The following is a 23,210-nucleotide window of genomic DNA, read 5'->3' on the forward strand; positions in this document are numbered from 1 at the left end:
CGATCATCGACTTATGCCCCGGAGTTTCCGAAAACGTGAGCAAAGGGTTGATCCGGATCGCCCCGCGCGCCGTGTCTCCGGTAGAGGAACGCTTTCGACGGCGGACGAGGAGCTGCTGCGCACTCTCTACGCGGAGCACGCGGGGCCCCTGTTCCACTACGCGCTGCGACTGACCTCGGGAGATCGGCAATGGGCGGAGGACGTGGTGCAGGAGACGCTGCTGCGGGCGTGGCAGCACCCCGCGGCGTTCGAGCCCGCACGCGGCCCGGCCCGGGCGTGGCTGTGCACGGTCGCCCGGCATGTGGTCATCGACGCCCACCGGGCCCGGCGGGCCAGGCCGGCCGAGGCCGGCGGCGAGGCGCTGGAGCGGGCCGCCGAGCAGGCCCCGGGCGAGGACGAGATCGAGCAGGCACTGCAGAGCTGGGCGGTCGCCGACGCCCTCCGGGCGCTGTCCCCCGACCACCGCGCGGTGCTGGTGGAGACCTACTACCGGGGGCGGACCATGGCGGAGGCCGCACAGGTGCTGGGCATCCCGCTCGGCACCGTGAAGTCGCGGACGTACTACGCCCTGCACGCCCTGCGGCTGGCGCTCCAGGAGCGGGGGATCGAGCCATGACGGATCGAGCCATGACCGTGATGGGCGGGAGGTGGCGACCGTGAGCGCGGAGCACGATGCCCTCCGGCTGGCGCTGGGTGGATACGTCCTGGGCGCACTGCCCCCGGCGGAGATGGAACAGATGCGCGTCCACCTGGCCGAATGCCAGGAGTGCCGGTCCGAGCACGTCCGGCTGGCGGGCCTGCCCGCGCTGCTGGCGACGGTGACCGAGGCGGAAGCGGCGGGCCGGACGGTTCCGGCGCCCGACGGGGACCTGGCCGACCGGCTGGTGGCCCATGCGGCCGAGAGTGCGCTGGCCTCCTCGCCCGTGCCGCCGGTGGCGGCGGCACCGCCACGGGTGGGTGTGCTGGAGAGCCTGCTGCAGCGGGCCGCGGCCCGGCGGCGCAGGACCCGGCGGCTGCAACTGGCCGGTGCCGCCGCCTCGCTGACGTTCGTCGCGGCAGCGGCCGGCGGCACCTGGCTGGCGACGGTCGGGACCGTGACCAGTCAGGCGACGCCGCCCGGGGCGACCGCGCCGACCGCCTGGCGCACGTTCTCCGGAAGCGATCCCGCCACCGGTGTCACCGCCTCGGTGCGGGTCTACCCCTCCTCCTGGGGGAGTGTGCTCCAGGTTCACGCCAAGGGGGCGCCGGCCGGAATCACCTGCCGGCTCCAGGCGGTCGGGCCCGGCGGCGCCAGGGTGGACGGCGCCACCTGGCGGGCGGGCGAATACCCGCCCGGCACCATGGTCCAAGGGGCGGTCGCCATGTCTCCGGGGGACATCCAGCACTTCGAGATCCTCGCGGGCGACGGCCGGAAGCTGGTCACCGTCCGGGCGTGAGGTGCCGCCAACCAGCCTGCTGTGCGGGCGACTTGGCGCCGGCCGTGACGTGACGCCGAGAATTCCGACAAAAGGTGCGAACGGTTCGAACCGTCGGGCACGTGCCGTCCGTGGAACTGGATGAGCGCATACATGCAGGACCGGCACACCGACCCCCGGCACTGTCGACGGTCTCCCCCCGTTCCGGTCTCCGCACCTCCACGGAAGAGCCAGAAGACCATGTTCGTGACCGATTCGCCCGGCCCCGGTCCACTGTCCGGCCGGTCCAGCCGCCATCAGGCGCTGCTCGTCCTGCCCGCGCAGGAGGCGCACGTCTCCGCCGCCCGTCACTTCGCGGCCGATCTGCTGGAGACCTGGAGCGTGCCCGCGAGCGAGCGGGACTCCGCCGTTCTCATCGTCGACGAACTCACCGCCAACGCCGCCCAGTACGGCCGCGAGCACATGACCCTGTCGCTCGCCCTCGACCACGGCACTCTGCACATCGTGGTCACCGACTCCGGCACGACGGTGGAGCGCCGTCGCCGCGACGCGGCCCCCGACGAACACGGCCGCGGCACCGGCATCGTCCAGTACCTCGCCCAGTCGACCGAGGTCCACCAGACCCGCGGCGGCCGCGAGGTCCGCGCCTGCCTGAGGTGTTCGGCATGACCGGCCCTCGCGCCTACGCGGACGCGCCCGGGCTGCGCCGCGAGATGCACCGGCTGCTCGCGCTCGGGGCCGAACGCGACGGCCGCGGGGCCGGGCCGGTCACCGGGCCGCCGGCCGACCCGACGGCCGCCGAGCGGGCCTGGCTGCTGCGCAGGGCCGCCCTCATGGACCGGATGGCCCTGGGCGGCGGCTCCTGCCCGGCCGCGGCCGCCGCGGAGACCGCCGAGCGGCTCGTCCGGTTCGACCGCCGCCATCCCGGCCTGGTGGCCGGCCCGTACCGTCCCGACACGATCACGCTCGCCCGCAGACGCCGGCTGTACGTCCGCCAGGAGTACGCCGCCTGGACGGCTGCCGGGTGCCCCGGAAGCTGAGCCGCTCCCTGCCACCGGAGGCTGAGCCGCCCCCTGCTATCCGTGCAGCTCGGCGTACGCCTCCGCACTGCTGTCCTTCAGGAACTGCCAGCAGCGCTCGTTCTCGTCCTTCTCGCCGATCTCGCCGGCGGCGCGGGCGAGCCCGGCCAGGCAGCGCAGGAAACCCCGGTTGGCCCGGTGTTCCCAGGGCACGGGGCCGTGCCCCTTCCAGCCGGCGCGGCGCAGGGCGTCAAGTCCGCGGTGGTAGCCGGTGCGCGCGTAGGCGTACGACTCGACGACCGCGCCGCGCTCGAACGCCTCGTCGGCGAGCAGCGCCCAGGCCAGCGAGAAGGTCGGGAACTTCGCCGCCACCTCGACGGGAGCCAGCGACTCCTCGCCCAGCAGGCGGTACGCCTCTTCGTTCTCCGGCAGATACGTCGGCTCCGGGCCGCCGAGCAGGTTCGTGTGCGTCGTCATGGCGCAAGTCTGCCACCGCCGGGAACCTCCCCGGCGTCCCGTCGCCGCCGGACGGGCGTTCCCGGCGGGCGGGCCTTGCCGTGTGCGGGGTACGTTGCGGAAGATGCGGGTGGGGACCGGGGCCCCCGTGTCGGCATCGGCAGGGGCGGACCGCTACCCGGAGTACTAACAGGAGACAGCGATGTCCCAAGAGGCTCTCGAAACGAACGAGCCCGAGACCCCGCATCTCGACTTCGCCGGCACCACGCCGTACGAGGACTACGTCAAGGCCGATGTCCTCACCCATCTCCAGCACACCCTCTCCGACGATCCCGGAGAGATGGTCTTCCTGGTCACGACCCAGGTGATGGAGCTGTGGTTCACCGTCATCGTGCACGAGTGGGAGACGGCCGCGGCGGCCCTGCGCGGCGACGACATCCCCACCGCGATCGCCGCGCTGAAGCGTTCCACCCGGGAACTGGAGGCGCTGAACGCCTCCTGGAAGCCGCTCGGCCAGCTCACCCCCGCCCAGTTCAACTCCTACCGCTCCGCCCTCGGCGAGGGCTCCGGCTTCCAGTCGGCGATGTACCGGCGGATGGAGTTCCTGCTCGGCGAGAAGTCCGCGTCCATGCTCGTCCCGCACCGCGGCGCACCCCGCGTCCACGCGGAACTGGAGAAGGCCCTGCACGAGCCGAGCCTGTACGACGAGGTGGTACGGCTGCTCGCGCGCCGCGGCCACGCCGTACCGGACGCGGTGCTGCGGCGTGACGTGTCCCGGCGCTACGAACCCGACGACGCCGTGGAGGCGGCCTGGACGGCCGTCTACTCCGGTGCCGAGGACGCCGACCTCGCGCGCCTCGGCGAGGCGCTGACGGACGTCGCCGAACTCGTCTGGCGCTGGCGCAACGACCACCTGGTCGCCACCCGCCGTGCCATGGGCGCCAAGCCCGGCACCGGCGGCTCGGCCGGCGTCGCCTGGCTGGAGAAGCGCGCCCGCAAGAACGTGTTCCCCGAGCTGTGGACGGCGAGGTCCCATGTCTGAGCAGGTGCTGCGGGCGGAGAAGGCGGACGCGGCGGACGAACTGGCCGGCGTCCGGGAACGCTTCGTCCTCGACGAGGTCGTCTACCTCGACGGCAACTCACTGGGCGCGCTGCCCGCACACGTCCCCGGCCGGGTCGAGGACGTCGTACGACGGCAGTGGGGCGAACTGCGCATCCGGTCCTGGGACGAGAGCGGCTGGTGGACGGCGCCGGAGCGGATCGGCGACCGGATCGCCCCGCTGGTCGGTGCCGCGGCCGGGCAGATCGTGGTCGGCGACTCCACGAGTGTCAACGTGTTCAAGGCGCTCGTCGGCGCGGTACGGCTCGCGGGGGAGGGCCGCGACGAGATCCTCGTCGACGCGACCACCTTCCCCACCGACGGTTACATCGCCGGCTCGGCGGCCCGGCTGACGGGGTGCGTGCTGCGGCCGGTGACACCGGCGGAGGTGCCCGCGGCGCTGGGCGACCGTACCGCCGCCGTGCTGCTGAACCACGTCGACTACCGCACGGGCCGGCTGCACGACCTGCCCGCCCTCACCGCCGCGGTCCGCGCGGCCGGCGCGGTGTCCGTCTGGGACCTGTGCCACAGCGCGGGCGCGCTGCCCGTCGGCCTCGACGAGCACGGGGTGGACCTGGCGGTCGGCTGCACCTACAAGTACCTGAACGGCGGCCCCGGTTCACCGGCGTACCTGTACGTGCGGCAGGGGTTGCAGGACCGCTTCGACTCCCCGCTGCCCGGCTGGAACTCGCACACCGAGCCCTTCGGGATGCGACCGGAGTACGAACCGGCCGCGGGCGCGGTACGGGGCCGTGTCGGCACCCCGGACATCCTCTCCATGCTGGCCCTGGAGGCCGCGCTGGACGTCTGGGACGGCGTCACGGTCGACGCCGTGCGCGCCAAGTCCCTCGCCCTGACGGACTTCTTCCTGGAGTGCGTCGAGGCGTACCTGCCGGCCGGCCGCGTCGACTGCGTGACCCCGGTGGCGCACGAGGAGCGCGGCAGCCAGATCGCGCTGCGCTGCCCCGACGCCGGGGACGTGATGCGCCGGCTGATCGAGCGGGGCGTGGTCGGGGACTTCCGGCACCCCGACGTCCTCCGCTTCGGCTTCACCCCGCTGTACGTCGGTTTCGCGGACGTGGAGCGGGCGGCACGGGTGCTGGGGGAGGTCGTGCGGCTGCCCTGAGGGGTCGACATAGGGATACGACGACCCCGGCGGAAACTGCCGGGACGGTACAGAACCGTTCAATCCTCACCGTGCGTGACATCCACGTGTCCCCGCACGTCACCGGCCTGATACCGTCCCGGCCAACGGCCGATCTCCCCACCTGGTCCGCCGACATCTCCCGCAGCGCCGAAAGCCCGGAAGGTGTCCCCATCGTCGTTGAGAGGTTGGAGCATGCCGGACGACGCCGCAGCCGCACGGGCCGCCGCCGAGGAGGAGTCGGCCTTCTCGCACCCGCAGGTCGCGCCCGACGCCACGGCGGCCTACGGCGACCATCCCGACCAGGTGATCGACTTCTACGCCCCGCGGGCCGGTGAGCCGTCGGCCCCGCTGGTCGTGGTGCTGCACGGGGGCGCGTGGCGGGCGCCGTACGACCGCGGCCACATCACCCCCTTCGCCGACTACCTGGCCCGGCGGGGCTTCGCGGTGGCCAACGTCGAGTACCGGCGCGGTGCGACGCTGCCCGCGCAGGGCGGTACGGCGCCGGTCGCCGGCCGCTGGCCGGACACCTTCGACGACGTGGCCGCGGCGCTGGACGCGCTGCCGGCGCTGGCCAGCGAGGCACTGCCCCAGGCGGACCTGCGCCGGACGGTCCTCACCGGTCACTCGGCGGGCGGCCACCTGGCCCTGTGGGCGGCGGCGCGGCACGTCCTGCCCGCCGACGCCGTGTGGCGCACCCCGGCGCCCGCGCTGCTGCGGGGGGTGGTGGCGCTCGCGCCGATCGCGGACTTCGCGATGGCCGAGAAGCTGGAGGTCTGCGGCCATGCCGCGCTCCAACTGCTCGGCGGGAACGACCACTTCACCGACCGGCAGCGCTATGCCGACCCGGCGCTGCTGCTGCCCACCGGCATCGCGACGACCCTGGTCCAGGGCCGCACGGACGTGGTCGTACCGCAGGCGGTCGCCGAGTCCTACGCGGACGCGGCGGCCAAGGCGGGCGAGGTGGTGGGCCTGACGCTGCTGGAGGAGGTCGGCCACTTCCCGCTGATCGACCCGGCGGCGGACGCGTGCGCGGTGGTGGCGGAGGAGATCGCCCAACTGGCCTACTGAGCCCAGGCCGTGACCCCCTCCGGGGCCTCCCCGGAGATACCCGTAGTACCTGAGAGCTACCCCGAGACTGAGCTCCCAGGCGGGACGCGAACGACAACCCCCGCTCCGTAACTTCCCGTTCAGACCAGCCCGGCACCGAGCCGAACTGAACGGGGACCACACAATGCCCAACCCAACGGGCACACCAACGGGAGACCGAGGGCACAGTTCCCACATCCCCCACAGCCACGAACCGCGGCCACGGCCGGTCAGCTTCCTCCGCAACTGCGCCCCGCAGGGGCAGGCGCGGGGCTCTCTCGGTTTCCTCCTCAGCTGCGTGCCGCGGGGACGGACGGTCGGCTTCTTCGGCTTCTTGTGCCTCCTTAGCTGCGGGCAGTCGTGCCGCTGGGGCGGCACGGGTGGGCGCGGCGGCACCCCGCCGACGCGGGTGAGCGAGACTCCGCGCCTGGGCGGCACCGAGCTCGCTGTACCGGCGTGGGTGAGCGAGACTCCGCGCTCCGGCGGCACCCTGCTTGCGCGGGTGAGCGGGACCCCCCGCCCCGGTGACACCTCCCTCGCGGCTTCGGCAACGTCCGCTGCCACCCCCTCCCGCACCCGCCGTACCCTTCTCGCCGCGCTCCTCGCTGCCGCCGTGGTGCTCCCCCTCTCCGCGGCGACCCAGTCCCACATCCCCGCCCCGCCCCCGGCCACGCTCCCCACCCCCCTCACCCCGGCCGGCCTCGCCACCGCCTACGCGGCCAACCGTGCCGACGCCCTCGACGCCGCCCGCATGGCCGCCGCCCACGGCGACACCTCCCGCGCCGCCGCCGACCGCGCCCTCGCGAGCCCCGGCCGCCGGCTGCTGCACTTCGACGCCCGCGGCGGCGGCCAGGCCACCGAGGTCCTCGGCGACCTGGCGCACGCCACCCGCGTCGCCGTCCTCGTCCCCGGCTCGGACACCACCCTCGACACCTACGCCCGTTTCCACACGGCGGCCGACTCCCTGTACCGGCGTCTCACTCACGAGCAGCCGCACACCCGGACCGCCGTCATCGCCTGGCTCGGCTACCAAACCCCCGCCACGATCAGCGCCACGGTCCTCACCCCGGGCCGCGCCGGCCAGGCGGCCCCCGTCCTGCGCGGGTTCCTGCGCGAACTCCGCGCCCTCACCGCCCGCCCGAGGCCCGCGGCCGTCTCCCTGCTCTGCCATTCCTACGGCACGGTCGTCTGCGCCCGCGCCGCCCCCACCCTCACCGGTCTCGGCGTCACCGACATCGCCCTGGTCGGCAGCCCCGGCACCGGCGCCGACTCGGCCGCGGCCCTGCACACGTCCGCCCGGATCTGGGCGGCCCGAGGAGCCGCCGACTGGATAGCCGACGTGCCGCACCTGCGCGCCGACCTCTTCGGCACGAGCGTCGGCTTCGGCACCGACCCCGTGTCCCCGGCCTTCGGCGCCCGCGTCTTCGCGGCGGGACCCGGCGGCCACAGCGACTACTTCACCCCGGGCTCGGCCTCCCTGGCCAACCTCGCCCGGATCGTCCTCGGCGAGACAACGGAGGTCACCCGTGGGTAAGCCGCCGGCACCCGTACTCCAAAAACCCCGTGTCCCCGCCCCCTCCACCGCCGTACGCCGGTTCGCGCACCGGGTGGACGCGGCCACCCCGCCCGGCCGGGACCGCGCCGTGGACGCGCTGCGCGCGTTCGCCGTCCTCGGTGTGGTCCTCGGCCACTGGCTGGTCACCGCGCTGGTGGCGGACGGCGGCAGCCTGCACACCAGCAGTCCCCTCCAGCACCTGCCCCAGCTGGCCCCGGTCTCCTGGGTGTTCCAGACGCTCGCCGTGTTCTTCATGGTCGGCGGCCACGTGGCGGCCCGCGGTCATGCCACCGCAAAGGCCGGCGGAGTCCCGTACCACCGCTGGCTGCGCTCCCGCCTGGCCCGCCTGGGCAGGCCGGTCGCCGCCCTGCTCGTCCTCTGGACGGTCGTGGCCACAGCCCTCCTGCTGTCCGGCACCGACGTCGCCACCGTCCACACCCTCGCCAAGCTCGCCCTGTCCCCGCTCTGGTTCCTCGTGGTGTTCGCGGCGCTGACGGCGGCGACGCCGCTCGTCGCCCGGCTCAACCCGGTGTGGCCGCTGGCCGTCGTCCTCCATGTGGACCTGCTCCGTTTCGGCTTCGGCGCCCCGGCCGCCGTCGGCTGGGTGAACCTGGCGGCCGGCTGGCTGGTGCCGTACACCCTGGGCGCGGCCTGGGCCCGCGGCGAACTGGACCGCCCGCGGGCCGGCTGGGTGCTGCTCCTCGGCGGTGCGGTGGCGACGGCCGGGCTCGTCGGCTGCGCGGGCTACCCGGCGTCGATGGTCGGCGTCCCCGGCGCCGCCGTCTCCAACCTCGACCCGCCCACCCTCGCGGCCGTCACCTTCGGCCTGGCGCAGTGCGGTCTGGCCCTGCTCCTGCGTGAGCGGCTGCGCCGTGCGATGCGCCGCCCCCTCGCCTGGGCGGCGGTGGCCTTCGTGAACCTGTCCGCGATGACGATCTTCCTCTGGCACCAGACCGCCCTGATGGCGACCACGGCCACCGGCCTGCTGCTGGGTCGGCTCCCCGGTCTGCACACGCCCCCCGACCACATCGCGTGGGTCGCCGAACGCCTGCTGTGGCTCCCGGTGTTCGCCCTCGCGCTGGCCGTCTGCCGGGCGGCGTTCCACACCTGTGAACGCCCCGGCCCGCCACCTCGGGTCACGCGGGTGGCGCGGACCCGTCGTTCGTCCGGTCGGGCGACTCCGAGAGGAGCACGCCGTGTCTAGGCTGGCCGGTGTGACGGAGACGGGGACCGGGCGGGCGGAGCTGATCCGCCGTGTGCCGCGCTGGCTGCGGATACTCCGCGAGGATCTGTGCACGGTCCGGCCGGACCCGCTGCCCGCCTCCGTGTGGCTGCGCTGGCTGCCGCACGGCGTGCTGTGGCTGGCGGCGGTCGGCATCACGATCGGCGGCGTGGCCCAGCTCCAGCACAACGGGCATCTGGGGGCCGGCCCCGCCTCCCTGCTTGGGTTCGCCCCCGGCGGTGCCGTGCTCCTCGCGATGTGGCGGCCCGTCCCGGCCTGGTGGCTGTCGACGTCGGCCATGCTGGTGGCCGCCGTCGCGCTGCACGGCCGGCTGGGCGCGACACCGGCGGTCATGTTCACCTGGCCCTGGACGGTTGCCGGGATGATCGCGCAGCTGCTGGTGCTGCTGCTGCTCACGCTGCGGGTCCGCGCCCGTGTGGCCGTCGAGGCCCTGGCCCTGACCGCACTGGTCACCTGGCTGCTCGACGGCGTCTGGGGCGCGCCGCCGCACCAGTCCACCTCGGTGGTCACCGTCGTCCTGTCCGCGATCGTGGTGGCGCTCGGTACGGCGCTGCGCGGCCGCCGCGTGGCCCGTGCCGAACTCAACCGCCAGACCACGCTCACCGCCGAGGAACGGGCCCGGCGCACCCTCCTGGAGGAGCGCAGCCGGATCGCCCGCGAGCTGCACGACGTGGTCGCCCACCACATGTCGGTCATCTCCATCCAGGCCCAGGTGGCCCCGCATCTGGTGGAGAACCCTTCGGACGAGCTCCGGGAGAATCTCGACGGCATCCGGCACAACGCGCTGGAGGCGCTCGCCGAACTGCGCAGGGTCCTGGGCGTGCTCCGCTCGGAGAGCGCCGACGAGGACGCCTCCGACGACGCCGGACCGCACAGCCCGCAGCCGACCCTGGACCGGCTGGACGCGCTGGTGGAGAACACCCGGGCGGCCGGTCTGACCGTCACCACCCGGATCAACGGCGAGCGCCGCCCGATGCAGTCGGGTGTGGAGCTGTCGGCGTACCGGATCGTGCAGGAGGCGCTGAGCAACGTACTGCGGCACGCGCCGGGAGCCACCGCCCACGTCGAGATCGAGTACATCCCCTACGGGCTGCTGCTGTCCGTCAGGAACTCCCGGCCACTCCGGGCGGCTCCGCCGTCGCCGGGCGCCGGGCACGGCCTGCTCGGCATGCGGGAGCGGGCCGCGATGCTCGGCGGGTCGCTGCGGGCGGGCACCGAGGCGGACGGCGGCTACCGGGTCTTCGCGGAGCTCCCGGCCACCGCCCCCGGAATGATGGCCGCCCGCACCCACGGCCGCGGCAGCAACGGCACGCCCCGTGCCCTCGACGCGAAGGACGACCGCGCATGACGAACAGCAGTGGCAGCACCATCCGGGTGGTCGTCGCCGACGACCAGCAGATGGTCCGGCAAGGCTTCACGGTGCTGCTGAACGCCCAGCCCGGGATCGAGGTGGTCGGTCAGGCGGTGGACGGGCTGGACGCGGTGGCGAAGGTCGCCGAACTCACGCCGGACGTCGTCCTGATGGACATCCGCATGCCCGAACTCGGTGGTATCGAGGCCACCCGCCGCATCATCGGGGAACGCCCGCACATCAAGGTGCTGGTGCTCACCACCTTCGACCTCGACGAGTACGTGTACGAGGCGCTGCGGGCGGGGGCCTCCGGCTTCCTGCTCAAGGACGCGTCCGCGGCCAAACTCGCCGAGGCGGTCCAGGTGGTGGCGGCCGGCGACGCGCTGCTCGCGCCCGTCATCACCCGGCGGCTGATCGACGAGTTCTCCCGGCTGGACGGGGGCGGGGTGCGGGCCCCGCTGAAGGCGCGCATCGGGGAGCTGACCGAACGTGAGACGGAGGTCCTGGCGCTGATCGCGCAGGGGCTGTCGAACGCGGAGATCGCCGAGCGCCTGGTCGTCGCGGAGCAGACCGTGAAGACGCATGTGGGCCGCATCCTGGTGAAGCTGGGACTCAGGGACCGTACGCAGGCGGCGGTGTTCGCGTACGAGTCGGGGCTGGTGCGTCCCTCGGGCCGCTGACTGCCTCCCGTAGTACCTGAGGGGGATCCCGGAGGACCCTTCTCACTGGTGACGACGGTGACCCCGGCCGCCGCCTACCGTCGTGTACGTGACCGAGACGACCCACACGCACGCCACGCCGCCGGAGCCACCGGACGGCGCGTTCGAGCCGTACAAGCCGCGCAGCCCGGAGTTCCGGGCCGCGATGGACGCCCTGCGCGGGCTGCGGCAGGACCTGATCAACGACGCCTTCGCCTACCGTCCGCTGCCTCGGGCGGGTGCCGGCAACCGGCTCAGCCGCAGGCTGTCGGGCCGTCCGCGTGAGTACGCGCTCTGGGCGCCGCACATCCTGATCGCCGCGGGCGGCCTGGTCGCGATGCTGACCGCCTCCGACGACGACTTCCGCGGCTCGACGGTCAACCTGGTGCTCGGACTGCTCGCCCTCGCCCCGGTCCTGCTCACCATGGTGCGGCCGGTCGGCGCGTTCTGGCTGTCGATGGCGGCGACCCCGGCCGCGGCCGCGCTGGGCTCCGAATGGGACAGCGAGTGGCCCTGGCTGCCGGGCAGCTTCCTCTGCCATCTGCTGGTGCTCACCATCGTGGCCATCCGCACCAGACCGCGCACGGCGGCCTGGATGTGGGTGCTGACCGGCGTCTACGGCGTGACGGCCGAGACCGGCTTCTTCCGGGGCGGCCACTACTTCGGCTCAAACACGGTGGAGCTGCTGTTCCTGTCCGCGCTGTCCCTGCTCGGCGTGACCATCTGGCACATACGCAGCGATGCCCGGCAGGAGGTGACGGCCCAGCGGACGGTGACCGCGCACGAGCGTTCCCGGCGCACCCTGCTGGAGGAGCGCACGACGATCGCCCGGGAACTGCACGACGTGGTCGCCCACCACATGTCCGTCGTCGCCATCCAGGCCGAGGCCGCGCCCTACCGGGTCGAGAACCCGCCGCCGGAGCTGGAGAAGGCGTTCCGCACGATCCGGGAGAACGCGGTGGCGGCGCTCACCGAGCTGCGCCGGGTGCTGGGCGTGGTCCGCGCCGAGGACTACGAGGCGCCGGACGCCCCGCAGCCGACCCTCGCCGACCTGGAGGGGCTGCTCGCCAACGTGCGGGAGGCGGGCCTGAGCGTGGACGAGGTGGTGACCGGCGCGGTGCGCGAACTCCCGCAGGGCGTGGAGCTGTCCGCGTACCGGATCGTGCAGGAGGCGCTGAGCAACACGCTGCGGCACGCGCCGGGAGCGGTCGCCCGGGTGGAGGTCGCCTATGTCCTCGGCGGTCTGGGCCTGCGCATAGTCAACGGCCCGCCGCCGCGGTCCGCCCTCCACAAGCCGTCCCCGGGCGCCGGCCACGGCATCACGGGCATGCGGGAACGCGTCTCGATGCTGGACGGCGAGATGACGGCGGTCCCCACGGACGAAGGCGGCTACGAGGTGACGGTCTTCCTTCCCGTCGCCGCCCTCCCCGAAGGTGACGCATGACGATCCGGGTACTGATCGCGGACGACCAGATGATGGTGCGCGAGGGCTTCTCGGTCCTGCTGAACGCGATGCCGGACATCGAGGTCGTCGGCGAGGCGGTGAACGGCCGTGAGGCGGTGGACCGGGTCCGTGAACTGACGCCCGACGTGGTGCTGATGGACATCCGGATGCCCGAGCTGAACGGCATCGAGGCGACCCGGGAGATCGTGGCCGCCGACGGCACGGCGAAGGTGCTGGTCCTGACCACCTTCGATCTGGACGAGTACGTCTACCAGGCGCTGCGCGCGGGAGCCTCCGGCTTCCTCCTCAAAGACGCCTCGGCCCGCCAACTGGCGGACGGGGTGCGGGTGGTGGCGGCGGGCGAGGCCCTGCTGGCCCCTTCGGTCACCAAGCGCCTCATCACGGAGTTCTCCCGGCTCTCCGGCACCCCGCGCCTGATGGCCACGGCCCACGGTGCCTACGGCGACCTCACCGACCGGGAGACGGAGGTCCTGATCCTCATCGCGCAGGGCCTCTCCAACGCGGAGATGGCCGGACGGCTGGTGGTGGCCGAGTCCACGATCAAGACGCATGTCAGCCGGGTCCTGGTGAAGCTGGGGCTCAGGGACCGCACCCAGGCGGCGGTGTTCGCGTACGAGGCACGCCTGGTGACGCCGGGCTAGCCGCCGCCATGACGGCCCGTCCCGCCGACCCCCCTGGTCAGGAGGGGGACCGCCGGTCTAACGTCCGTCCATGACAGCCTTCGACCCCTGGGACCCGGACTTCCTGGCCGACCCGTACCCCTCCTACGCCGAGCTCCGCGCCCGGGGCCGGGTGCAGTACTTCGAGGCCACGAACCAGTGGCTGGTCCCGCACCACGCCGACGTGTCGGCGCTGCTGCGAGACCGGCGGCTGGGGCGGGCGTACCAGCACCGGTTCACCCATGAGGACTTCGGGCGGACCGCGCCGCCGCCGGAGCACGAGCCGTTCCACACGCTCAACGACCACGGCATGCTCGACCTCGAACCGCCGGACCACACCCGCATCCGGCGCCTGGTGTCGAAGGCGTTCACCCCGCGCACGGTCGAGCGGCTCAAGCCGTACGTGGCGAAGCTCGCCGGTGAACTCGTCGACAGGCTGGTGGAGAAGGGCGGCGGCGACCTGCTCACCGACGTCGCCGAACCGCTGCCCGTCGCCGTCATCGCCGAGATGCTGGGTATCCCGGAGGCGGACCGCGCCCCGCTGCGGCCCTGGTCGGCGGAGATCTGCGGGATGTACGAGCTGAACCCGTCCGAGGAGACGGCGACGAAGGCGGTCCGGGCGTCCGTCGAGTTCTCCGCGTACCTGCGGGAGCTGATCGCCGAGCGGCGCGCGGCACCCGGCGACGACCTGATCTCCGGGCTCATCGAGGCGCACGACGAGGACGACCGGCTCACCGAACAGGAGATGATCTCGACCGCCGTCCTGCTCCTCAACGCCGGTCACGAGGCGACCGTCAACGCCACGGTCAACGGCTGGTACGCCCTCTTCCGCAACCCCGCCCAGCTGGCCGCCCTGCGCGCCGACCACGCCCTGATCCCCACCGCGATCGAGGAGCTGATGCGCTACGACACCCCGCTCCAGCTCTTCGAACGCTGGGTGCTGGACGAGGTCGAGATCGACGGGACCACGATCCCGCGCGGCGCCGAGATCGCCATGCTCTTCGGCTCCGCCAACCACGACCCCGCCGTGTTCGAGGCTCCGGGGACCCTGGACCTCACCCGGCGCGACAACCCGCACATCTCCTTCAGCGCCGGCATCCACTACTGCATCGGCGCCCCGCTGGCCCGGATAGAACTGGCGGCCTCCATGACGGCCCTGCTCGAACGGGCCCCGAACCTGACCCTGGCCGCGGAACCGCAGCGCAAACCGAACTTCGTGATCAGGGGGCTGGAGGGGCTCGCCGTCACGGTCTGAACCGGTGGACCAGGGCCCATACGGCGAGCGCGGCAGCGGTTCCGCCCAGTACGGCGAGAGGCAGTTCGGCGTAGAGGACGCTCCAGTCCGGGGCCTGTTCGAAGCGCCACATCCGGGAGCGGACGTCGACGGCCCACACCGCGAGCCCCGCGCCCGCGCCGACGGCCGCGGTCAGGCAGCCCGCCGCGGCCTGCATGCGTTGTCCCATGCCCAGAAGAGACGTCTGCGGCCCGGCCGGGGTTCCCGCCGGGCCGCGGTCAGGCCGTCAGGTCCCTGGCTCGGTCAGGCCGGCAGGTCCCGTCGGCGGAGTGCCGCCAGGCCGCAGGCGGTCGAGACGGTGGCCAGGGCGAGCAGGGTCAGCAGCGGGGGTCCGCTGAGATGGCCGCCCGGCAGCTTGGGGAGGTGGCCGAAGGGGGAGAGGTCGAGGACGGCCTGGGGGACGTTCAGCGCCGGGCCCACCCAGCCGACGAGGAGGACGGCCGCCGCGACGCCCCAGGCGGCCGGGGCGAGGCGTGGCGCGGCGCCGTACAGCAGCACCGCCACCCCGCCGATCACCCACACGGCCGGGAGCTGGACCAGGCAGGCGGCCAGGACGGCGCCCGGCCGCCCGCCGTAGCCGACGGCCAGGCCGAGGCCCGCCAGGAGCATGATCAGAGCGGAGCCGCCGAAGGCGGCCGTCAGGTGGCCGGCCGCCCAGCGCAGTCGGCTCACCGGGGCCGCCAGGAGGGGTTCGGCGCGGCCCGAGGTCTCCTCGCCGTGCAGGCGGAGGACCGACGCCACGACGTACAGGGCGGCGACCAGGCCCAGCATGCCGGCCATCGAGGCGAGGAACGCGTCGGTGAGCCCGTTGTGCCCGCCCATCCGCTCGAAGACCTCGCGGGTGTTCCCGTTGTCTCCCACCAGGTCGGCCGCGCCCCGCGCCAGGCCGCCGAAGACCACGCCCGCCAGGAGGAAGCCGAGCGACCAGCCGAGCACGGCGCCCCGCTGGAGCCGCCGGGCGAGCGCGGCGGCGGATCCGAGGCGCCCGGTGGCCGGTCCCGGCCGGGACGGGAAGAAGCTCATGCCGAGGTCCCGGCGGCCGGCCAGCCCGTACGCGAGCGCGCCCTGGGCCACCACCGCCGCCGCGAAGAGCAGCAGCACCCACCAGCGTTCGGCGGCGAAGGGGCGCAGGTTCTCCAGCCAGCCCAGCGGTGACAGCCAGGTCCACGGCGACGAGCCGTCCGGCCGCGCCGAGTCGCCCGCCGCCCGCAGGACGAACGCCGTGCCCAGGACCGCCGCCGTGAGTCCCCGCGCCAGTCTCGCGCTCTCCGTCAGTTGTGCCGCGACCGCCGCGGTGGTCGCGAACACCATGCCGACGGCGCCGACGCCGAGCCCGAGGGCCAGCGCTCCGGCCGCGCCCTGCTGCGCCAGGCCCGTCGTGATCAGCAGCGCGAGGACGGCGTTGGCGGCCCCCGCCGCCAGCAGGGCCGCGGTCAGCGACGCCCGGCGGCCCACCGCACCCGACGCCAGCAGTTCCGCACGGCCGGTCTCCTCCTCGTCGCGGGTGTGCCGTACGACGACGAGCAGGCCGGTCACGGCCGCGAGGAGACCGGCGTACACGCCGACCCGCCAGGCGGTCAGACCGCCGATCGAGGTGTCGTGGAGCGGGCCGATCAGCGCGCGGAAGGCGGCGTTGGACCGCAACTGCCTGACCAGATCGGCGCGTTCGGTCGGCGTGCCGTACAGGCTCTGCAGGGTGTTCGGCATGGAGAGGACCATCAGCGCGTTCACCGCGATCCAGACCGGGGTCGTCACGCGGTCGCGGCGGAGCGCGAGGCGCAGCAGGGTGCCGGTGCCGGCGAGGGTGGTCATGCCTGGTCCTGGTAGTGGCGGAGGAAGAGCTCCTCGAGGGTGGGGGGAGTGGAGGTCAGGGACCGCACGCCGGACTCGCCGAGCGAGCGCAGTACGGCCGTGAGGTGGTCGGCGTCGACCTGGAGCCGGACCCGGTGGCCCCGCACGTCGAGGTCGTGGACGCCGGGCAGGTGTGCCAACCCGTTGGGGGGACCGGCCAGTTCGGCGGTCACGCTGGTACGGGTGAGGTGACGCAGGTCGGCCAGGGAGCCGGACTCGACGGTGCGGCCCGCGCGGATGATGCTGACGCGGTCGCAGAGTTCCTCGACCTCGCTCAGGATGTGTGAGGAGAGCAGGACCGTACGGCCGCGGTCGCGCTCCTCCGCCACGCAGTGCTGGAAGACCTCCTCCATCAGGGGGTCGAGTCCGGACGTCGGCTCGTCGAGGATCAGCAGGTCGACGTCGGAGGCGAAGGCGGCGACCAGGGCGACCTTCTGGCGGTTGCCCTTCGAGTAGGTGCGGCCCTTCTTCGTCGGGTCCAGCTCGAAGCGGTCGATGAGCTCGGTGCGGCGGCGCGCGTCCAGGCCCCCGCGCAGGCGGCCGTACAGGTCGATGACCTCGCCTCCGGAGAGGTTGCGCCACAGGGTGACGTCCCCGGGGACGTAGGCGATCCGGCGGTGCACCTCGACGGCGTCCGTCCAGGGGTCGCGGCCGAGGACCTGGGCGGCGCCGGAGTCGGCGCGCAGCAGGCCGAGCAGGACCCGGATCGCGGTGGACTTCCCGGCGCCGTTGGGGCCGAGGAAGCCGTGCACCTCACCGGCCTCGACGGTCAGGTCGAGGCCGGTGAGGGCGGGGGTGCGGCCGAAGGACTTGTGGAGCCCGGCGACCGTGATGGCCTTCGTCATGTTTCAGAACGTACGCTTGCTTCAGAAATTTGTGAAGTTAAGGAAGTGTGGAAACCGACGCTAGGGTGGTGACCATGACTACGGATGCGGCCGGACGCGACGGAGGACGCGACAGGGGACGGGGCCAGGGGCGCGGCCAGGGACGCGATCGGGAGGCCGTCTCGAAGTTCGTGGAGAGCTTCGCGGCGCAGCTCGTCGAGGCCGGGATGCAGCGCATGCCGGCGCGTATCTTCGCGGCCCTGCTCTCCTCCGACTCGGGCACCCTGACCTCGGCGGAACTGGGGGAACTGCTCCAGGTCAGCCCGGCGGCGGTGTCCGGCGGGGTGCGCTACCTGGCGCAGCAGCACATGGTCGCGCGGGAGCGGGAACCGGGATCGCGGCGGGAGCGGTACCGGGTGCACAGCAACCAGTGGTACGAGGCCCTCACCAACCGGGAAGCCGTGATCAAGCGCTGGGAGGGGGCCCTGCGGGAGGGCGTGACCAGCCTCGGCCCCGACACCCCGGCGGGGCGGCGGATGGCGGAGACGCTGGCGTTCTTCGAGTTCGTGGACGGGGAGATCGCGCAGATGATGGAACGGTGGCGGGCCCGCCGCGAGGAACTGTTCGGCGGCGAGTCCCGACAAGAGTGAGCCCCGGTAGGCGCGAGCCTCGACAAGGGCGGGGCGCTCACCGCTCCCGTGTCTCCTCCAGCACCGTCCGGCCCAGCAGCGCGTACCGCTCCGGTGACCGCCGCTTGAGGTACTGCGCGTAGCCGACGCCCGTGCCCGCGACCAGCGCCACCAGCCACGGAGTCGCCTTCAGCAGCAGTGAGCCGGACTCGGCGCCCGCCGCGGCGCCCATGTTGGACACCAGCAGGGCGACCACCCCGAGCATCGCGACGCCGCCGACGAGCGGGGCGGTGAAGGTCCGGAACCAGTGCCGGCTCTCGGGGTGGTTCCGGCGGAAGTACACCAGCACCGCGAACGAGCAGACCGCCTGCACGACCAGGATCGCCATGGTGCCGAGGATGGCGAGCAGGACGTAGAGGGCGTTGTACGGGTCCTTGCCCGCGATCCAGAACGCGGCGATCAGGACGGCGGAGACCACCGTCTGGACCAGACCCGCGATGTGCGGGGAGCCGTGCCTGGCGTGGGTGCGGCCGACGGTGTCCCGGAGCTTCGGCAGCACGCCCTCCCGGCCCAGCGCGTACATGTAGCGGGCGGCGCAGTTGTGGAAGGCCATGCCGCACGCCAGCGAGCCGGTGATCATCAGCCACTGCATGAGGACGACCGCCCAGTGGCCGACGTAGTGCTCGGTCGGGTCGAAGAAGAGCGCCAGCGGGTTCGCGGACGAGGCCGCCTTCACGGCCGCCGCCTCGCCGTTGCCGGTGATGGCCATCCAGGAGACGAAGACATAGAAGACGCCGACGCCGAGGACCGAGATCATCGTCGCCTTGGGGATGATCCTCTTCGGGTCGCGGGACTCCTCGCCGTACATCGCCGTCGACTCGAAGCCGACCCAGGACCAGAAGGCGAAGAAGAGGCCGAGGCCGGCGCTGGTCCCCTTGAAGGCGTTGACCGGGTTGACCGGGGCGAAGGTGAAGCCGTGCGGGCCGCCGCCGTGCAGGGCGACCGAGATCGCCATCGCCGCGAGCACGGTCACCTCGGTACCGAGGAGGACGACGAGGAGCTTCTCGGCGACGCTGACGCCGAACCAGGTGCCGGTCGCGTTGATCGCGAGCATCAGGATCGCGAACGCCCACCACGGGACGTCGAGGCCGGTCTGGTCCTTGAGCGTCGTGTTCGCGAAGACCGAGAAGATGCCGATCAGCGCCGGTTCGAAGACGACGTACGCGAAGGTGGCGAGCAGCCCCGAGGCCAGGCCCGCGGTGCGGCCGAGACCGTAGGAGATGAAGCCGTAGAAGGCGCCCGTCGACGTGATGTGCTTCGCCATCGACGTGAAGCCGACGGAAAAGATTGCCAGGACGACCATTGCGACGAGATAGCTCGCCGGCGCGCCGATGCCGTTGCCGGACGACACCATGAAGGGCACGTTGCCGGTCATCGCGGTGATCGGCGCGGCGGTCGCGACGGCCATGAAGACCACGCCGAGCAGACCGATCGCGTTGGGCTTGAGCCGGTGAACCGTGCCGTCGCCGTCGGCGCTCCCGCCTGTCTTCGTCGCCGGGGCGACTCCCTCGTCCACTGCCATCGGGGTGGCCCCTCTCCTGCTGTTCGCTGGCTGTACCGAACCGGAACTCTGTAGGCCGAATGAGTCCGTCGAGGGGCTCGGTGCGTTAAATGTTTGTCACTCAGACCTTTAGAAATCTGAGGCAATCTGCCGGCAACACCCGGCTCGTACGGTCGCCGCCATGACCACGTACACGGCCACCCTCGGTGGCGAACGCCACCGCTTCGGCTCCCTGGCCCGCCTGCTGGCCGCCGCGAGCCCCGAACGCTCCGGCGACCGGCTGGCCGGCCTCGCCGCCGCGAGCGCGCGGGAACGGGTCGCGGCCCGCTGGGCGCTGGCGGAAGTGCCGCTCGCCACCTTCCTGACCGAGCCGGTGATCCCGTACGAGGACGACGACGTGACCCGGCTGATCCTGGACACGCACGACGTGGCCGCCTTCGCGCCCGTCGCCGGCCTGACGGTCGGCGAGTTCCGCGAGTGGCTGCTCGCGGCGGATTCCGGGGCGCTGGCCGCGGTGGCGCCGGGGGTCACGCCGGAGATGGCCGCCGCCGTGTCCAAGCTGATGGGGAACGCGGACCTGGTGGCCGTCGCCCGCAAGGTCCGGGTGGTCACCGCGTTCCGCTCGACGATCGGCCTGCCGGGGCGGCTCGCGACGCGGTTGCAGCCCAACCACCCCACCGACGACCCGGCGGGCGTGGCGGCCGCCCTCCTCGACGGCCTCCTCCTCGGCTCCGGCGACGCGGTCATCGGCATCAACCCGGCGACCGACAGCCCCAGGGCGGTCCGCGACCTGCTGGACCTCCTGGACGGCGTGATCAGCCGGTACGCCATCCCCACCCAGTCCTGCGTCCTGTGCCACGTCACGACGAGCGTGGACCTGATGGAGCGCGGGGCCCCGGTCGACCTGGTCTTCCAGTCCATCGCCGGCACCCAGGCCGCGAACGCCTCCTTCGGCGTGACACTGGGCCTGCTCGACGAGGCGTACGAGGCGGCCCTCGCGCTCGGCCGCGGCACCGTCGGCGACAACGTCATGTACTTCGAGACCGGCCAGGGCAGCGCCCTGTCGGCCGACGCGCACCACGGCGTCGACCAGCAGACGGTCGAGGCACGGGCGTACGCGGTCGCCCGCCGCTACCGCCCGCTCCTGGTGAACACCGTCGTCGGCTTCATCGGCCCCGAGTACCTCTACGACGGCCGGCAGATCCTCCGGGCCGCCCTGGAGGACCACTTCTGCGGCAAGCTCCTCGGCCTGCCCATGGGCCTGGACATCTGCTACACCAACCACGCCGACGCCGATGACGACGACATCGCGACGATGCTCACCATGCTCGGCGTGGCCGGCGCCTCCTTCGTGATCTGCACGCCGGGCGGCGACGACATCATGCTCAACTACCAGTCGGCCTCCTACCACGACGCGTTGTACCTGCGCGAGGTGCTGGGCCTGCGCCCGGCCCCGGAGTTCGAGGCGTGGCTGGAGTCGGTCGGGCTGCTGGCCGAGGACGGCGGCGTACGGGAGGTCGGCGGCCACCCGCTGGCGGCGATCGGAAGGGAACTGGCCGCATGACTGACATGACTGAGATGACGACGGCCGCCGGACTCGACGAACTCTGGCCCCTGCTGCGCCGCCGGACCCAGGCCCGGATCGGCCTCGGCCGCTCCGGCCCCGCCCTTCCCACCCGGCACCGCCTGGGCCTCCAGGCGGCGCACGCGGCGGCCCGGGACGCGGTCCACTCGCCGTTCGAGCCGGACCGGGTCACGGCGGAACTGGCGGGCCTGCCGACGGTCCGGGTCCGCAGCGCGGCCGGTGACCGGCTGACGTATCTGCAACGCCCCGACCTGGGCCGCCGCCTCGACCCCGTGGACCGCGCCCACCTCCCGGCCGGCAGCTGGGACGTCGTCTTCGTCGTCGCCGACGGGCTGTCCAGCCGGGCCGTGCACGCGCACGCGGCTGCGGTGGTCCGGGCGACGGCCGCCCGCCTCCCGGCCTGGCGCGTCGCCCCGGTGATCCTCGCCGAACAGGCCCGGGTGGCCCTCGGCGACGACATCGCCCACACGATGGGTACGGCCCTGGTGGTGGTCCTCATCGGCGAACGCCCCGGCATGTCGGCGGCGGACTCGCTGGGCGCGTATCTGACGTACCGGCCGGTGCCGGGCGTGACGACGGACGCCGACCGCAACTGCCTGAGCAACATCCGGCCGCCGCGGGGCCTCGACTACGAGACGGCGGCGGCGAAGCTGGCGGGGCTGATGGGGAGGGCGCGGGAGCTGGGGCGGACGGGGGTGGAGCTGAAGGACGAAAGCGATCACGGAAATGTGATCGGTCGGATACTCTGAGTGGTGTCTGGTCCGCATCACGGGGAGGGCGCAGAATGACGTTGATGACTGAGCGACCGACGATAAGCGGCACCGAGCCCGACAGCTTCGAGGATCTGCTGGACGCCCTCGACGAGTTGGACGTGCCCGATGGCTATAAGGCCGAGATCATCAAGGGGAGCATCGTCTTGTCGCCGTGGTCGAAGGGGTACTACACCCGCGTGATGCGCCTGGTCTGCCAGCAACTGGAGGCGTACCTTCCGGAGGGCCACGTGATCGAGCGGGCGCCAAACCTCTTCGTCTTCCCGGGGGACGAGCGCGCGTACGGACCCGATATCCACGCGGCGGACGAGCGGGTCTTTGATTCCGACAGCACTCACCTGGACGGCGAGGCCCTTTCCTTCGTTGCCGAGCTGACCTCCTCATCTACCCGGGACGGCGACCTGACCGACAAAGTGCATGTCTACGGAAGGGCGGGTATCCCGGTCTACCTGCTCCTCGACATGCAGGAGAAGCGGGCCACCGTCTTCTCGACGCCCTCGGCCAAGGGCTACGAGTCACGTGAAACGAGGCCGTTCGGAGAGAAGCTCTCCATCCCGGCCCCCTTCGACTGCACCCTCGACACCACCGGCTTCCAGCCCCCCGTCAAGAAGAACTCGGCACCGTAAGCCCCCACGCGCCCTCCAGTACCCGCCACGTCCGGCGGCGTACCGGGCCCGCCACCCCCGCGTCGGCCCGGTACCGGAAGTCCGCGCCCACCACCGTCACCGTCCGGCCCGACGCGCGTAGCGGAGCCGCCGCGGCGCCCACCGACAGCGGGCGCACCTCCACCTCGGCCACCCCGCACGCGCCCGGGGTCACCGACACGCCCTCCACCGGCTGGTCCAGGTCCACCACCGTCCGCCCGTCGACCTCCACCCGCAGCCGCGCGGGCCCCGGCCGGGACACGACCGGGGCCGGGCGGGCGGACAGGGACCGTACGAGGGTCTGGTACGGCCGCAGCCACGGCCGTATCGCGGTCTCAGGCGACGGCTCCGGCACCTCGGGCTCGGCCGCCACCGGCGGGATGCGCAGCGCACCCAGCACCACCCCGTCGCTGTCGTCGACCAGGAGGTCCATCCGGCGCTCCACCCCGTCCAGCACCGCCCGCGCCGCCGCCACCGCACCGGCGGGCACGCCCAGGGTGTGCGCCACGCTCTGCGCGCCCCCGACCGGGACCACGGAGAGCACACATCCGGCCAGCTCCCGGCGGCGGTGCAGCAGGGTCACCGCACGGACCAGGGCGCCGTCGTCACCGATGACCACCGGCCGCCGCGAACCCCGGCGGGACAGCGCGCGGGCGAATTCCTCGGGGCCGTCCGGCATGCACACCTTGGCAGCCGCACCCGCGCTGAGCACGTCTTTCGCGATCCGGACGGATTCGTTGTCCGTTTCCCTGGCCACCGGATCGATGATCACCAGCAGCTGATCGGACGTCGCGAAAGTCGCCACCTCGGTCCTGCCTCGCTTCCTCGGGTAGCATCACTGTGCAAGAGCCCCTTGCGC

Annotated in this window: 24 protein-coding genes; 18 read left to right on the forward strand and 6 right to left on the reverse strand. The window is 73.1% G+C overall.

The window, feature by feature from the left end; all coding sequences use genetic code 11:
- Positions 1-13: 13 nt before the first annotated feature.
- From MB828_RS07675 to MB828_RS07690, 4 genes are all read left to right on the forward strand, one after another.
- Positions 14-616 (forward strand): sigma-70 family RNA polymerase sigma factor, encoded by a 603-nt coding sequence (locus MB828_RS07675; protein WP_301647509.1) that lies wholly within the window; start codon positions 14-16, stop codon positions 614-616.
- Between the two features lie 40 nt (positions 617-656).
- On the forward strand, positions 657-1,436 hold the full coding sequence (locus MB828_RS07680) for a zf-HC2 domain-containing protein (RefSeq protein WP_301647510.1): 780 nt from the start codon (positions 657-659) through the stop codon (positions 1,434-1,436).
- A gap of 219 nt (positions 1,437-1,655) precedes the next feature.
- Positions 1,656-2,084, forward strand: a complete 429-nt coding sequence (locus tag MB828_RS07685) for an ATP-binding protein (protein WP_301647511.1) — start codon at positions 1,656-1,658, stop codon at positions 2,082-2,084.
- Positions 2,081-2,455, forward strand: coding sequence for a hypothetical protein (locus tag MB828_RS07690; RefSeq protein WP_133023483.1), 375 nt, complete (start codon positions 2,081-2,083; stop codon positions 2,453-2,455). The genes MB828_RS07685 and MB828_RS07690 overlap by 4 nt, the downstream gene beginning before the upstream one ends.
- A 36-nt stretch (positions 2,456-2,491) precedes the next feature.
- Here MB828_RS07690 and MB828_RS07695 read toward each other — a convergent pair whose 3' ends face one another.
- Complete coding sequence (locus MB828_RS07695; RefSeq protein ID WP_133023482.1) at positions 2,492-2,911, reverse strand: DUF3151 domain-containing protein; 420 nt, start codon at positions 2,909-2,911, stop codon at positions 2,492-2,494.
- Positions 2,912-3,092: 181 nt separating this feature from the next.
- Here MB828_RS07695 and MB828_RS07700 point away from each other — a divergent pair, with 181 nt between their 5' ends.
- From MB828_RS07700 to MB828_RS07745, 10 genes are all read left to right on the forward strand, one after another.
- Positions 3,093-3,932, forward strand: a complete 840-nt coding sequence (locus MB828_RS07700) for a tryptophan 2,3-dioxygenase family protein (RefSeq protein WP_133023481.1) — start codon at positions 3,093-3,095, stop codon at positions 3,930-3,932.
- Entirely contained in the window at positions 3,925-5,115 is a 1,191-nt protein-coding gene (gene kynU / locus MB828_RS07705; RefSeq protein ID WP_301647512.1) for a kynureninase, read from the forward strand. The genes MB828_RS07700 and kynU overlap by 8 nt, the downstream gene beginning before the upstream one ends.
- Positions 5,116-5,328: 213 nt before the next feature.
- Complete coding sequence (locus MB828_RS07710) at positions 5,329-6,204, forward strand: alpha/beta hydrolase (RefSeq protein WP_301647513.1); 876 nt, start codon at positions 5,329-5,331, stop codon at positions 6,202-6,204.
- Between the two features lie 427 nt (positions 6,205-6,631).
- On the forward strand, positions 6,632-7,756 hold the full coding sequence (locus MB828_RS07715; protein ID WP_301647514.1) for an alpha/beta hydrolase: 1,125 nt from the start codon (positions 6,632-6,634) through the stop codon (positions 7,754-7,756).
- A complete protein-coding gene (locus MB828_RS07720; protein ID WP_301647515.1) occupies positions 7,749-8,981 on the forward strand; it encodes an acyltransferase family protein in 1,233 nt (410 codons plus the stop codon). Before MB828_RS07715 ends, MB828_RS07720 begins: the two co-directional genes overlap by 8 nt.
- Positions 8,974-10,368 (forward strand): sensor histidine kinase, encoded by a 1,395-nt coding sequence (locus tag MB828_RS07725; RefSeq protein ID WP_430381344.1) that lies wholly within the window; start codon positions 8,974-8,976, stop codon positions 10,366-10,368. The genes MB828_RS07720 and MB828_RS07725 overlap by 8 nt, the downstream gene beginning before the upstream one ends.
- Complete coding sequence (locus MB828_RS07730) at positions 10,365-11,051, forward strand: response regulator transcription factor (protein ID WP_133023476.1); 687 nt, start codon at positions 10,365-10,367, stop codon at positions 11,049-11,051. Before MB828_RS07725 ends, MB828_RS07730 begins: the two co-directional genes overlap by 4 nt.
- 88 nt (positions 11,052-11,139) lie before the next feature.
- A complete protein-coding gene (locus MB828_RS07735; RefSeq protein WP_301647516.1) occupies positions 11,140-12,513 on the forward strand; it encodes a sensor histidine kinase in 1,374 nt (457 codons plus the stop codon).
- Positions 12,510-13,175, forward strand: coding sequence for a response regulator transcription factor (locus tag MB828_RS07740; RefSeq protein ID WP_301647517.1), 666 nt, complete (start codon positions 12,510-12,512; stop codon positions 13,173-13,175). The genes MB828_RS07735 and MB828_RS07740 overlap by 4 nt, the downstream gene beginning before the upstream one ends.
- A gap of 70 nt (positions 13,176-13,245) precedes the next feature.
- Positions 13,246-14,448: a cytochrome P450 gene (locus MB828_RS07745; protein ID WP_301647518.1), complete on the forward strand. Its 1,203-nt coding sequence runs from the start codon at positions 13,246-13,248 to the stop codon at positions 14,446-14,448.
- Here the strand turns inward: MB828_RS07745 and MB828_RS07750 are convergent.
- The 3 genes from MB828_RS07750 to MB828_RS07760 all read right to left on the reverse strand — a co-directional run bounded on the left by MB828_RS07750 (position 14,438) and on the right by MB828_RS07760 (position 17,183).
- Positions 14,438-14,656: a hypothetical protein gene (locus MB828_RS07750; protein ID WP_301647519.1), complete on the reverse strand. Its 219-nt coding sequence runs from the start codon at positions 14,654-14,656 to the stop codon at positions 14,438-14,440. The two genes, MB828_RS07745 and MB828_RS07750, sit on opposite strands and share 11 nt — an antisense overlap.
- Before the next feature lie 74 nt (positions 14,657-14,730).
- A complete protein-coding gene (locus tag MB828_RS07755) occupies positions 14,731-16,299 on the reverse strand; it encodes an ABC transporter permease (RefSeq protein ID WP_301647520.1) in 1,569 nt (522 codons plus the stop codon).
- A complete protein-coding gene (locus MB828_RS07760) occupies positions 16,296-17,183 on the reverse strand; it encodes an ABC transporter ATP-binding protein (protein ID WP_301647521.1) in 888 nt (295 codons plus the stop codon). The genes MB828_RS07755 and MB828_RS07760 overlap by 4 nt, the downstream gene beginning before the upstream one ends.
- 74 nt (positions 17,184-17,257) lie before the next feature.
- On the opposite strand from MB828_RS07760, the gene MB828_RS07765 reads away from it, so the two are divergent.
- Positions 17,258-17,812 carry a GbsR/MarR family transcriptional regulator gene (locus MB828_RS07765; RefSeq protein WP_301647522.1) on the forward strand — a complete coding sequence of 185 codons (555 nt, stop codon included), beginning with the start codon at positions 17,258-17,260 and terminating at the stop codon, positions 17,810-17,812.
- A gap of 37 nt (positions 17,813-17,849) precedes the next feature.
- Here the strand turns inward: MB828_RS07765 and MB828_RS07770 are convergent, their stop codons facing one another.
- Positions 17,850-19,373, reverse strand: coding sequence for an APC family permease (locus tag MB828_RS07770; protein WP_301647523.1), 1,524 nt, complete (start codon positions 19,371-19,373; stop codon positions 17,850-17,852).
- A 160-nt stretch (positions 19,374-19,533) separates the two neighbouring features.
- Here MB828_RS07770 and MB828_RS07775 point away from each other — a divergent pair, with 160 nt between their 5' ends.
- Genes MB828_RS07775 through MB828_RS07785 form a run of 3 tightly spaced genes read left to right on the forward strand, consistent with a single transcriptional unit; the run spans position 19,534 to position 22,333 of the window.
- Positions 19,534-20,916 (forward strand): ethanolamine ammonia-lyase subunit EutB, encoded by a 1,383-nt coding sequence (locus tag MB828_RS07775; RefSeq protein WP_301647524.1) that lies wholly within the window; start codon positions 19,534-19,536, stop codon positions 20,914-20,916.
- Positions 20,913-21,686, forward strand: a complete 774-nt coding sequence (gene eutC, locus MB828_RS07780) for an ethanolamine ammonia-lyase subunit EutC (RefSeq protein ID WP_430381345.1) — start codon at positions 20,913-20,915, stop codon at positions 21,684-21,686. Before MB828_RS07775 ends, eutC begins: the two co-directional genes overlap by 4 nt.
- A 35-nt stretch (positions 21,687-21,721) precedes the next feature.
- Positions 21,722-22,333 carry a Uma2 family endonuclease gene (locus MB828_RS07785; protein ID WP_301647525.1) on the forward strand — a complete coding sequence of 204 codons (612 nt, stop codon included), beginning with the start codon at positions 21,722-21,724 and terminating at the stop codon, positions 22,331-22,333.
- Here the strand turns inward: MB828_RS07785 and MB828_RS07790 are convergent.
- Entirely contained in the window at positions 22,311-23,156 is an 846-nt protein-coding gene (locus MB828_RS07790; RefSeq protein ID WP_133023465.1) for a diacylglycerol kinase family protein, read from the reverse strand. The genes MB828_RS07785 and MB828_RS07790 overlap by 23 nt on opposite strands.
- Between the last annotated feature and the right edge of the window lie 54 nt (positions 23,157-23,210).

It is taken from the genome of Streptomyces arenae (assembly GCF_022343545.1).
GTDB lineage: Bacteria > Actinomycetota > Actinomycetes > Streptomycetales > Streptomycetaceae > Streptomyces > Streptomyces humi.

Bases quoted from the DNA above. Each gene is read 5' to 3' on its own strand.
- MB828_RS07675 (WP_301647509.1), top strand. From the start codon at position 14: ATGCCCCGGAGTTTCCGAAAACGTGAGCAAAGGGTTGATCCGGATCGC.
- MB828_RS07685 (WP_301647511.1), top strand. From the start codon at position 1,656: ATGTTCGTGACCGATTCGCCCGGCCCCGGTCCACTGTCCGGCCGGTCC.
- MB828_RS07690 (WP_133023483.1), top strand. From the start codon at position 2,081: ATGACCGGCCCTCGCGCCTACGCGGACGCGCCCGGGCTGCGCCGCGAG.
- MB828_RS07695 (WP_133023482.1), bottom strand. From the start codon at position 2,911: ATGACGACGCACACGAACCTGCTCGGCGGCCCGGAGCCGACGTATCTG.
- MB828_RS07700 (WP_133023481.1), top strand. From the start codon at position 3,093: ATGTCCCAAGAGGCTCTCGAAACGAACGAGCCCGAGACCCCGCATCTC.
- kynU (WP_301647512.1), top strand. From the start codon at position 3,925: ATGTCTGAGCAGGTGCTGCGGGCGGAGAAGGCGGACGCGGCGGACGAA.
- MB828_RS07710 (WP_301647513.1), top strand. From the start codon at position 5,329: ATGCCGGACGACGCCGCAGCCGCACGGGCCGCCGCCGAGGAGGAGTCG.
- MB828_RS07730 (WP_133023476.1), top strand. From the start codon at position 10,365: ATGACGAACAGCAGTGGCAGCACCATCCGGGTGGTCGTCGCCGACGAC.
- MB828_RS07740 (WP_301647517.1), top strand. From the start codon at position 12,510: ATGACGATCCGGGTACTGATCGCGGACGACCAGATGATGGTGCGCGAG.
- MB828_RS07745 (WP_301647518.1), top strand. From the start codon at position 13,246: ATGACAGCCTTCGACCCCTGGGACCCGGACTTCCTGGCCGACCCGTAC.
- MB828_RS07750 (WP_301647519.1), bottom strand. From the start codon at position 14,656: ATGGGACAACGCATGCAGGCCGCGGCGGGCTGCCTGACCGCGGCCGTC.
- MB828_RS07755 (WP_301647520.1), bottom strand. From the start codon at position 16,299: ATGACCACCCTCGCCGGCACCGGCACCCTGCTGCGCCTCGCGCTCCGC.
- MB828_RS07760 (WP_301647521.1), bottom strand. From the start codon at position 17,183: ATGACGAAGGCCATCACGGTCGCCGGGCTCCACAAGTCCTTCGGCCGC.
- MB828_RS07765 (WP_301647522.1), top strand. From the start codon at position 17,258: ATGACTACGGATGCGGCCGGACGCGACGGAGGACGCGACAGGGGACGG.
- MB828_RS07770 (WP_301647523.1), bottom strand. From the start codon at position 19,373: ATGGCAGTGGACGAGGGAGTCGCCCCGGCGACGAAGACAGGCGGGAGC.
- MB828_RS07775 (WP_301647524.1), top strand. From the start codon at position 19,534: ATGACCACGTACACGGCCACCCTCGGTGGCGAACGCCACCGCTTCGGC.
- eutC (WP_430381345.1), top strand. From the start codon at position 20,913: ATGACTGACATGACTGAGATGACGACGGCCGCCGGACTCGACGAACTC.
- MB828_RS07785 (WP_301647525.1), top strand. From the start codon at position 21,722: ATGACGTTGATGACTGAGCGACCGACGATAAGCGGCACCGAGCCCGAC.